This window comes from Neisseria sp. P0009.S007, assembly GCF_051962515.1.
Window position 1 is genome coordinate 1 of the sequence record NZ_JBQCVF010000250.1, and the last position, 1,843, is coordinate 1,843.

General features: G+C 53.2%; 1 protein-coding gene. It reads left to right on the forward strand.

Annotation, left to right across the window (positions count from 1 at the left end):
* Positions 1-1,613, forward strand: a 1,613-nt coding sequence (locus ACTHS3_RS12145; RefSeq protein WP_440368052.1) for a DNA topoisomerase IV subunit B, incomplete at its 5' end; no start/stop codon positions are given.
* Positions 1,614-1,843: the final 230 nt, after the last annotated feature.

The following is a 1,843-nucleotide window of genomic DNA, read 5'->3' on the forward strand; positions in this document are numbered from 1 at the left end:
CCAACGCCCTTTCCACCCGCCTTGAAGTAACGGTCAAACGCGAAGGCAAAGTCCACCGCATCGTCTTTTCCGGTGGCGACGTCATTGAGCCATTGACTGAAGTGGGCAAATGCGCCGTCAAAGACAGCGGTACCGAAGTGCGCGTGTGGCCGGACGGCAAATATTTTGAAAGCCCGAATTACAGCATTCCCGAACTTGAACGCCTGCTGCGCGCCAAAGCCGTATTGCTGCCCGGCGTACGCGTTTCCCTGACCCGTCCGGTTAAAGGCGAAGACGAAGCACACACCCAAACTTGGCACTATCCAGACGGCCTGAAAAGCTATCTGACCGACCTCATTGCCGACGCGCAAGAAGCCGTGCCTATCTTCTCCTGTGAAAACTACATTTCAGACGGCCACAACGGCGATTTCAGCATTGGTGAAGGCGCCGCCTTTGCCCTGACTTGGCTGGAAGAAGGCTCATGCGCCAACGAAAGCTATGTCAACCTCATCCCCACCCCTTTGGGCGGCACGCACGAAGCAGGCTTGAAACAAGCCGTGTTCAACGCCGTCAACAACTTCATCAATCTGCACAACCTCTTGCCGCGCGGCGTAAAAGTACAAAGCGACGACGTGTTCAGCAAAACCGCCTTCGTCCTCTCTGCCCGTGTCCTCGACCCTCAGTTCCAAGGTCAAACCAAAGACAAGCTGACCAACCGCGATGCACTGAAACTCGTTGCCACTGTATCGGGCGATCCTTTGGAATTGTGGCTAAACCAAAACGTGGACTACGGCAAAAAAATCGCCGAACTCACTATCCGTCAGGCACAAGCACGGATGCGTTCTGTTAAAAAGATTGAAAAGAAAAAAGGTAGCGGCGTCGCCGTCCTGCCCGGCAAATTGACGGACTGCGAAAGCGAAGACATCCGCGAAAACGAACTCTTCCTCGTCGAAGGCGATTCCGCCGGCGGCTCAGCCAAACTTGCCCGCGACAAAGCCACACAAGCAATCCTGCCCCTGCGCGGCAAAGTGCTTAATAGCTTTGAAGTCCACCCCGACCAACTCTTCGGCAACGCCGAAATCCACGACATTTCCGTCGCCATCGGCGTTGATCCGCATGGAATCAACGATAATCCCGACTTAAGCGGCCTGCGCTACGGCAAAATCGCTATCCTGTCCGATGCCGACGTGGACGGCTCGCATATTCAAGTTTTGCTGTTGACCCTGTTCTACCGCCACTTCCCGAAACTGGTCGCCGACGGACACATCTACGTCGCCCAGCCGCCGCTGTTCCGCGTCGATGTCAACGCACAAGGCAAAAGCAAACCCGCTCGCAAATTCTACGCCCTCGACCAAAACGAACTCGACGGCATTTTGGAGCGGCTGCAAAAAGAAGGTGTTAAAGAAACTGCTTATTCCATCAGCCGTTTCAAAGGCTTGGGCGAGATGAACCCCGACCAGCTCAAAGACACCACCATGCACCCCGACACCCGCCGCCTGTTGCAGGTACAAATCCCAGAAGGCGCAGATGACGAAACACGCGACATCTTCGTCAAACTGATGGGCAAAGGCGAAGCCGCCGCCCGCCGCGCATGGATGGAAAAAGAAGGCGATACGGCAGAATTGGATATCTAATCTATTGTTTCAATAGACTAAAGGCCGTCTGAAACTTTAAAAGTTTCAGACGGCCTTTTTTCAATCATCAGAAATTAAGATTAAACAGTATTTCAATATCCTGTTACTTACCTGTTTCTTTTTTCGCAGCTTAATTGTGTCTTTAAGATAAAGAAAAAAGCACTGATATAATCAGTGCTTTTTAAATAATGGCGCGGCGGACGGGGCTCGAACCCGCGACCCCCGGCGTG